Genomic DNA, 8,194 nt, shown 5'->3' with positions numbered 1-8,194 from the left:
CGATGACGACGGGGCAGTCCGGAGCGAAGGCTCCGGACCGCAATCGTGGGCGCGAGCAGCCTCAGGGCCCGCGCCGCCGGGCGACCTACGAAGACAACACCTGCCGCAGCAAAAACAGCAAAGACAACGAAGACAATATCAAGGCGCCGCCACCCGCTCCACCTCCCATGCCCGCGGCTTCTTAACCGCCCAAGGCTGATACCCCCTGATATCCGCCCGATAAGCCCCAATATCCAACCCGTTATACAAAGGAATACTAGGCACATCCGCCAGGAACAGCTTATGCAGCTGGTCAAACGAAGCCTGCCGCTTCGCATGATCCGTATCCGACGACGCCGCCTCGATCAGCTTCTGCGCCTGCGGGTTGTCCCAAACCTTGCGCGGCTGCTTCGCCTTATCCCCCGTCACCATCTCGTAATTCAGCGCCGCATCCAGCCGCGCAGAATAAGGGAAGGTCATCATCTGGTAAGTGCCCGCGTTATAGCGGTCCAGCTGTGTCGCCCACTCCACCACCGACAACTGCGCATTGATGCCAACCGCCTGCAGCATCGCCTGAATGATGACCGCGGAGTTATACGACTGCGGATAGCGCTTGGTCGTCAGGATCGCAAGTTCCTGCCCCTTGTATCCGGCTTCCTTCAACAGCTTCTGCGACTGCGCCGGATCGTAATTCCAGCCCTGCTTCTGCGCCGCGTCGTAGTAGGGCGACACCAGCGGCACAATCGAATTGTTCGGCTGCGCCAGGCCTTCCGTCACCGCCGCCGCCAACTGCTGGTAATCGATCGCGTGGGCCAACGCCTGGCGCATCTTGGGATTGGCCAGCACCGGATCCTTGGTCTGCATCAGCAGCGCCGTCATGCTCATCACCGGCGCATGCGCCACCTTGACGTTCGGCGTGCCTTGCAACACCGGCACGTCGCTATTGGACACGTCCTCGATGATGTCGATATTGCCGCGCTGCAAGGCCGCCTTGGCGGTGGAGTCGTCCGGCACGATCAGGAAGCGTACCTCGTCCACCAGCGGCCGCTTCGATCCCGTGTAGCCGTCGCGCTTGCCGTCCAGGTTCGAATAGCCCGCGAACTTGGTCAGGCGTACGTACTCGCCGCGCTTCCATTCCGCCAGCTCGAACGGACCGGTGCCGATGGGCTTGTCCCAAGCGCCGTCCGCGCGCACCGAATCCTTGGACAGGATGCCGGTGCCGCCGCAGTCGGCGCGCGCCAGCGTCGCCAGGAACAGGCTGCTGGGCTTTTCGATGTGGTAGACCACCGTCTGCGCGTCCGGCGCTTCCACGCCCGTGACCTTGACCGTGCCACGTCCGTCGAATTCGCTGGCGCAGCGCCAGCCCGAATTGGCCGCGGTGTAGTGCTGCCAGGTCCACAGCACGTCGGCCGAGGTCATGGGCTTGCCGTTATGGAACTTGATGCCTTCGCGCAGCTTGAAGGTATAGGTCTTGCCGTCCGGGCTGATGTCCACCGACTTGGCCAGCAGGGGGCGGACCTCGGCGTCCTCGCCATAGGCCACCAGGCCCTCGACGATGTGCAGCACCACCGCGTCGCTATTGCTGTCGCGGTTGACGCCGGGTTCGGTGGAGCGGATGTCGGCCGTGAGCGAGATGCGCAGCGGCGGGGCGGATTGCGCCCAGGCCGCGCCGGCCACGGCGCCCAGCGCCAGCGCAACCGCGGCGCTCAATAGATTTTTATTCATCGATACGTCTTCCTGGGGTTGCGCGGGCGCGCCGCTTCAGGCGGCAGCCAGCAGTTCGGGTTCGGCGCTCAGGCTGTAGCGGGTGAAGCTGCGGTTCAGCGCCGGCAGCGGCGCGACTTCCATCAGGCCGGCCTCGGGCTCCATGATCACCATCGCCACCGTGGCCGACAGGTTGTCGTGGCTGCCGGGGCGCGGCGGACGGCAGACGGAATAGGGTGCGCCGAAGTCGTCGAACAGCGCGCGCTTCAAGTCTTCGCGCGTCAGCTTGGGCTGCTCGTTCAGCAGCCGGCGCACGCGCCAGTCGCGATAGGCGCTTTCCGGCGTGCTGGCGCGGCCGGTGTCGCGCAGCTTGGTCAGCGCCACTTCGCTGACCCAGTGGTTGGCGTGGACGATCAGGTCGTCGCTGCCCGGGTAGATGGGGAAGGCTTCGTCGGTGGTGCATTCATAGTCCACGCCGAAGCCCGCGGCCATGCCGATCATGATGTTGTTGGAGCAGGACTTGGGCGTGGTCGCGACGGCCTTGATCGCCAGCGCGAAGTGTTCCTGTTCCAGCACCTTGCGGCGGATCAGTGACAGCGGCACGCCCAGCTGGCGGAAGTCGCGGTCGGATTCCAGGTAGTTGGCGGTGATCGATACGCCGGCGCTGTTCAGGCCGCTGCGCGCCAGGCCGCCGGCTTCGACGAAGGTCAGGATGTCGGGGCCGTTGTCGTTGCGCACGCGCAGCACGATGGCGGTCTCGGCGCATTCCGCGCGCCAGTCCCAGTTCTGCCCATGGATCAGACGGCCATTAGCCGAGCGCGTCGGCAGGATCAGCGCGCCGGTGCAGCCGTCGCCCGGCTCCAGTTCGGCGGCCTTCTTCTTTTCGGCGCGGGCCTTGGCGATGACTTCCGTGCGCGCGTTCACCATCACGATGTCTTCGAAAGGCACGTCGGCGCCCGCGGCGATGCCGCGCATTTCTTCCAGGTAGTGCGGCGCAAAGTTCTCGATCTCGCGGGCGAAGCCATTGATCAGCTGGGTGCGCGCCATGGCGTCATAGCCCAGGTCGACCAGGGTCTGGCCGTACATCTTGGCGCTCTTGCGCACGCGATCAGCGGCTTGCTGGCCGTAGGAGCGGCCGCGGGCTTCGGGCGCGCCCGAAACCGATACGAAGGGAAATTGGGTGATCTGGGTCATGGACATAGGGCGGCGCGCCGCGCCGCAATCTGGGGTGGGAATTGGATGGCGAAAAAATGTTAGCTTATTTTGGCGCCAATATTGCTCAGGGTTTACCAGTGCAAGGACGCCATGGGCGTCCTGCGTTCAGCGCGTATGGGGGGAGGCGGCCAGGTCGGCGCAGGTCTTGAAGCTTGCGCCCGCGGCGCGGAAGCGCTCCAGCAGTTGCTCGACTTTCAGCAGCCTTGCCGCGCGGCCGACGCCGTTGTCGGCGCGCGGGTGCAGGGTCAGGCAGGCATAGCCTTCGGCCGCAAGCAGCGCGTCGCCCTGTTCCACCCAGTGCGCATAGGCCCGGTCCTGCGTCACGCGGCGGCTGAAATGGGTGGCGTCGCACAGGCCTTCGCTCCAGGGCAGCTCCACCATGCCGGGCCCGCCGTCCGCGTCCAGTATGTAGGGGGCGTCGTCATCGATCGCGCTGCTGTCGTAGCGGTAGCCGAGCTGGTGCAAGAGCGGCACGGTGTTGGCGGTGAACCCGCTGGCGTAGCGGAAACCTTGCGGCGCCGAGCCGGTCAGTGCGGCCAGCCGGTCTCGGGCCCGTGCCAGCACTTCGCCTTCGCGTTCGCCCAGCGCCGGCAGGTCTTCGTAGGCATTGCCCTGCGAGGCCGCTTCGTGGCCGTCGCGCAGGCTTTGCTCCAGCAGGCCGCGGCAGCGTTCGGCTTCGAACACCGGCCAGAACAGCGTGGCGCGGATGCCCTGGCGGCGCAACATGTCCAGCACGCGCGCCAGGCCGCCGCCATAGGTGTAGCGGCCATGCGCATCGCGGCCGTGCAGCGACGCTTCGGACTGGGTCGCGGCTTCCGGGCCGATGCCCTGCACGTTGATGGTGACCAGCAAGGTTTTGTCGGCGCTCATGCGCTTCTCCAGGCGTCGGGGCGGGCAAGGCAGTGGCGCGCCAACGCTTCCAGCGTCATGACGTGCACATCGGGTTGGGCGGCCAGATAGGCCAGGAACCGGTCCAGCGCCGCGGCGCGGGCCGGCGTGCCCGAACCGCCGGCGGCCTTGGGATGCACGGTCAGGTGCACATAGCCTTCGGCCTGGCGCAGCGCCTCGAACTCCTGCACCCAGTTGTCGTAGGCTTCCGCCGCGAGGCTGTGGCCCGAGAAATAAAAGGGGTAATCGTCCAGCGACACCGTGTTGTTGGGCAGCATGATGAAGTCCGCCGCGTCCGCCGGCAGGTAGGGGCGGTCCTGGTCCTTCTCGCTGGCGTCGTAGCAATAGCCCAGCCGCCGCAGCGCGGGCAGGGTGCGGTGGCTTTTGCGGCCCGAGGGCGAGCACCAACCCACCGGCGTCACGCCCAACTCGCGCTGGATGATGCGGTGGGTCTGTTCCAGCAGCGCGGGCTCGTCCTCGCCCAGGTCCCAGGCTTCATGCAGATAGCCATGCGCGGCGATCTCGTGGCCTGCTTGCAGGATGTCGTGGAAGGTGGCCGGGTAGCGCTCGACGTCGTAGCCGCAGGCGAAGAAGGTGGCCGGCATGCCATGGCGCGCCAGGATCTCCAGGTGCCGCGGCACGCCGCGGCGGATGGCATAGCGGCCCGCGGTATGGGGACCGGCCGGGAACTGCTTGCGGCCGACCTCGACGGCGGGGCCGTCCACGTGGACGGTGACGCACACCACCGCGCGCACCGGTACTGCGCCCGCGGCGCGCAGGCCCTGCGCGCGCAGCTCGCGGTCCAGCGGCAGCCAGGGATTGGAACGGGCGTCCAGCGGGACGCCATAAGGTATGCGTTGCATCAGGTGGCCTTGATGTTGGCGGTCTTGATCAGCGCGCGCCATTTCTCGCTTTCGGTGGCGACGAAGCGGCTCAATTCCTGCGGCGTGCTGCCGTGCAGTTCCAGTCCGTTCTGCGTCAGTTGCTCCATGGCGGGCTGCTTGAGCGCGCTTTGCACGGCGCCGTTCAGCGTCTGGATGATGGCGGCGGACGTGCCCGCGGGCGCGAACACGCCGTTCCAGCCTATGGCCTGATAGCCTGGAAAGCCCGACTCCGCCACGGTGGGCACGTCGGGCAGGGCCTGCGCGCGCTGCGCCGAGGTCACCGCCAGCGGCCGTGATTTACCGCCCCGGATGAATTGCTGCTGGTTGATCACCACGTCCATCAGGATGGGGAACTGCCCGCCCAGGAAGTCGTTGACGGCTGCCGCCGCGCCCTTGTACGGCACGCCGGGCAGGTCCAGTCCGGCGGTGGCCTTGAGCAATTCCATGGCCAGATGCGCGGAGCTGCCGTTCTGCGTGATGCCATAGAAATACTTGCCCGGATTGGCCTTGATCAGGGCGACCAGCTCTTGCAGCGAGCGCGCAGGAAACGACGGGTGCACCACCAGCACGTTGTTGTAGTAGCAGACCATGGACACTGGTTCGAAGTCCTTGACCGGGTCGTAGCCGATGTTCTCGTACAGGCTCTGGTTCACCGTGTGGGTACCGGTGGACCCCAGGGCGATGGTGTAGCCGTTGGGCGCGGAACGCGCGGCCTGCTGGGTGCCGATATTGCCGGCCGCTCCGCCCTTGTTGATGACGACCACGCTTTGCTTGAGCGCCACGCCTATGCCCTGGGCCAGCGGGCGGGCCACCAGGTCGGTGCCGCCGCCGGCCGGGAAGGGCACGATGAACTGGAGGGCGCGTTCGGTCGGATAGCCGGCCGCCCAGGCGCGGCCGGGCCGGGCCAATGCCGCGCTGGCCAAGGTCGCGGCCGAAGCCCCCAGGAAATGCCGGCGGCTGATGCCGCCCTTGGTGCCGCAAGACTGCTTCATGGATATTCCCCTTGTGTTTTCCGCAGGCGCAGAGGCGTGCTGGCGCCGCCCTGCTCCTTGCTTGAATATCATTATTCGATAAAAAATAATTCAATCCAATTAGTTTTTATCTATAAATGATAAAAAATAGAAAAACGATAGTTTGGGCCTTGTTCGATTGCTGGCACCAATAGGCATCGCCAATGACTCAGGCGCAGACCGCGTACCCCTGTGATACGCTGCGCCCGATCCCGCGTTGTTCCCTGCCCACCCGCCATGTCCACCCTGAAGCGAGCCCTAGCGATCCTTGACCTCTTCAGCCTCGAAACCCCGGTGCTGTCGGCGGAAGAGATCATTTCGCGCCTGTCGTATTCGGCGCCCACGGGCTACCGCTACATCCGCGACCTGACGGACCTGGGCTATCTGCTGCGCGTGACCGGCGAGGGCTACAAGCTGGGGCCGCGCATCATCGAACTGGACCACCTCATCATCGACGGCGATCCGGTGCTGGGAGTGGCGCGCCCGATCATGCGCGAGGTGGTGGACCAGGTAGGCGGCGACGTGCTGCTCAGCGTGATCCATGGCCTGCGCATCCTCAACATCCATCACGAGCGCGGGCCGGACGAACTGGGCATTCCGCACGGCCGCGGCCGCGCCCATCCGCTGTTTCGCGGCGCCACGGCCAAGACCATCGTGGCATTCCTGCCGCGCAAGGACCAGCGCCGCTTGTACGAAGCGCATGCGGACGAGATCCGCCAACTCGGCCTGGGGGAAACGCAGGCCGAGTTCACCGGCAAGCTGGACCAGATCCGGGTGCAGGGTTTTTATCTGGGAGTCGGCGAGATCTCGCCGGAGCGGGCGGGCATCGCGGTGCCGGTGTTCCAGGAAGACCGCCGCGTATTCGGCGCGCTGACCGTCACCTTCCTGGCGGCCCGGCTCAACACCATTGCGCAGGACAAGACCACGGCCTTGCTGCAGTCGGCCGCCCGCCGCATCGAGTCGCTGGCGCTGGCCACGCGCATGAAGGAACAAGCCCCCGCGCCGTGAGCGCGAGGGCTTGCGTGCCGGTCTGCCGCGGTCAGGACGGCATGCCGCCCGATTCAGGCTACTGCTGCGCGGCGCGCGTGGGCGACCCCATGGCCTGGAACAGCGCGGCCGTTTCGGTCAGGCGCGCATTGGCGTACTCGATCTCGCGCAGGCGGGCCGCCACGTAATGCTGCTCGGCGGCATATTCGGTGTAAGGCGCCAGCGCGCCCAGGCGCACGCGGCTGGCGGTGTTGCGGTAGGACTGCTCCGCGGCGCGGCGCGAGGCTTCGGCCGAGGCCAGCGCCTGCCCGTCGGCGTCCAGCCGCGACAGCGTGTCGGCCACGTCGCGGAAGGCCGTCAGCACGGTTTGCTTGTATTGCAGCAGTGCGGCCTCGTAGCGTTCCTTGGCCGCGCTGCGCTCGGCCAGCAGTGCGCCGCCATGGAAGATGGGTTGTGTGAGCGAGGCGCCGATCGCCCAGATGGCGCCGGCGCCCGACATCGCCGCCGGCCAGTTGAAGCCGCTCTTGCCCATGGACGCCGACAAGGACAAGCTGGGGAACAGCTGCGCGGTGGCCACGCCCACGTCGGCCGCGGCCGCCTGCACCACCGCATCGGCGAACAGGATGTCCGGGCGCGCCGCCAGCAGTTCGGACGGCACTACCACCGGCACCTGTTGCGGCACGGCCAGCATGCCGAAAGCCAGGTCGGGCGGAGCCTGGTCGGGATTGCGGCCCAGCAGCACCGCCAACGCATGGCGCGTGGCATGCCAGCTTGCGCGCAGGCCGGGCAGGGACGCTTCCAGCGTGGCGGCGTCCTGGTCCGCGTCCAGCGCATCGTTCTGCGAGGCCGAACCCAGTTCATAGCGACGCTGCGTATCGCGCGCCACCTGCCGCGCCAGCACCACCTGTTTTTCGGTCAGCGCCACGCGTTCCGCCAGCGCCGCCGCGGTGATGGCGCCGGTGACGATATTGCTGGCGAGCGAACGTCGGGCCGACTCCAGCTGGAAAGCCTGCTGTTCGACTTGGGCCGCCAGCGAGGCGTTGGCGAAGCGCGCCGCGCCGAACAGGTCCAGGTCGTATTTGGCGTGGACCTGGCCGGTGAAGACGTTGTATTGGGCGGTCGGCTCAGGCAGGTTCGGCATGGTCAGCGCGCGCCGCCGGGAGACGTCGGCGCCCGCGTCGACCGAGGGCAGCAAAGACGAATTCACCTGGCCGCGCAATTGCTCGCGCGCGCCGGCCAGATTGCGTTCGGCGGCGGCCAGGTCCGGGCTGTTGGCCAAACCTTCGGCCACCAACGCGTTCAGCGCTTCGGAGCCGTAGCGCTTCCACCATTCCGGCACGGGCCGCGCGCCTTGTTCGAAGCGCTGCGCCACGCCCTGGGCGGTAGCGCCCGCGGCGGGCGTGGCTTCGACGCCGTACTGCGCCGGTTGCGCAATGGCGGGCGGCTTGTTGCTGGGGGCGAAGGCGCAGGCGCCCAGCGCCAGCGTCAAGGGCAGGGCTGCCAGGCGTAAGGAAAGTCTGCTCATTG

General features: G+C 67.1%; 7 protein-coding genes. 1 reads left to right on the top strand and 6 read right to left on the bottom strand.

Features of this window, described 5'->3' with window-relative positions; genetic code table 11:
- Positions 1-138: 138 nt before the first annotated feature.
- The 5 genes from AC6LKD_RS27855 to AC6LKD_RS27835 all read right to left on the bottom strand — a co-directional run bounded on the left by AC6LKD_RS27855 (position 139) and on the right by AC6LKD_RS27835 (position 5,662).
- The gene (locus AC6LKD_RS27855; RefSeq protein ID WP_498118065.1) at positions 139-1,704 is read right to left on the bottom strand and encodes an ABC transporter substrate-binding protein; all 1,566 of its coding nucleotides are present in this window, start codon (positions 1,702-1,704) and stop codon (positions 139-141) included.
- Positions 1,705-1,740: 36 nt separating this feature from the next.
- Positions 1,741-2,877 carry a C45 family autoproteolytic acyltransferase/hydrolase gene (locus tag AC6LKD_RS27850; RefSeq protein WP_498118064.1) on the bottom strand — a complete coding sequence of 379 codons (1,137 nt, stop codon included), beginning with the start codon at positions 2,875-2,877 and terminating at the stop codon, positions 1,741-1,743.
- 126 nt (positions 2,878-3,003) lie between these two features.
- The gene (locus AC6LKD_RS27845; protein WP_498118063.1) at positions 3,004-3,768 is read right to left on the bottom strand and encodes a polysaccharide deacetylase family protein; all 765 of its coding nucleotides are present in this window, start codon (positions 3,766-3,768) and stop codon (positions 3,004-3,006) included.
- Positions 3,765-4,649: a polysaccharide deacetylase family protein gene (locus AC6LKD_RS27840; protein WP_498118062.1), complete on the bottom strand. Its 885-nt coding sequence runs from the start codon at positions 4,647-4,649 to the stop codon at positions 3,765-3,767. Before AC6LKD_RS27840 ends, AC6LKD_RS27845 begins: the two co-directional genes overlap by 4 nt.
- Positions 4,649-5,662, bottom strand: coding sequence for a Bug family tripartite tricarboxylate transporter substrate binding protein (locus AC6LKD_RS27835; protein WP_498118061.1), 1,014 nt, complete (start codon positions 5,660-5,662; stop codon positions 4,649-4,651). The genes AC6LKD_RS27840 and AC6LKD_RS27835 overlap by 1 nt, the downstream gene beginning before the upstream one ends.
- Positions 5,663-5,917: 255 nt before the next feature.
- On the opposite strand from AC6LKD_RS27835, the gene AC6LKD_RS27830 reads away from it, so the two are divergent.
- Positions 5,918-6,688 (top strand): IclR family transcriptional regulator, encoded by a 771-nt coding sequence (locus AC6LKD_RS27830; protein ID WP_041652650.1) that lies wholly within the window; start codon positions 5,918-5,920, stop codon positions 6,686-6,688.
- Between the two features lie 58 nt (positions 6,689-6,746).
- Here AC6LKD_RS27830 and AC6LKD_RS27825 read toward each other — a convergent pair whose 3' ends face one another.
- On the bottom strand, positions 6,747-8,192 hold the full coding sequence (locus AC6LKD_RS27825; RefSeq protein WP_013392118.1) for an efflux transporter outer membrane subunit: 1,446 nt from the start codon (positions 8,190-8,192) through the stop codon (positions 6,747-6,749).
- Positions 8,193-8,194: the final 2 nt, after the last annotated feature.

The sequence above is a fragment of the Achromobacter sp. D7-1 genome (genome assembly GCF_059760445.1).
Note: the sequence above shows the minus strand (reverse complement) of the source record. Positions and strands in the feature narration are given on the sequence as shown.

Coding starts and splice junctions, on each gene's coding strand:
- AC6LKD_RS27840 (WP_498118062.1), bottom strand. CDS start 4,649: ATGCAACGCATACCTTATGGCGTCCCGCTGGACGCCCGTTCCAATCCC.
- AC6LKD_RS27845 (WP_498118063.1), bottom strand. CDS start 3,768: ATGAGCGCCGACAAAACCTTGCTGGTCACCATCAACGTGCAGGGCATC.
- AC6LKD_RS27850 (WP_498118064.1), bottom strand. CDS start 2,877: ATGACCCAGATCACCCAATTTCCCTTCGTATCGGTTTCGGGCGCGCCC.
- AC6LKD_RS27835 (WP_498118061.1), bottom strand. CDS start 5,662: ATGAAGCAGTCTTGCGGCACCAAGGGCGGCATCAGCCGCCGGCATTTC.
- AC6LKD_RS27825 (WP_013392118.1), bottom strand. CDS start 8,192: ATGAGCAGACTTTCCTTACGCCTGGCAGCCCTGCCCTTGACGCTGGCG.
- AC6LKD_RS27855 (WP_498118065.1), bottom strand. CDS start 1,704: ATGAATAAAAATCTATTGAGCGCCGCGGTTGCGCTGGCGCTGGGCGCC.
- AC6LKD_RS27830 (WP_041652650.1), top strand. CDS start 5,918: ATGTCCACCCTGAAGCGAGCCCTAGCGATCCTTGACCTCTTCAGCCTC.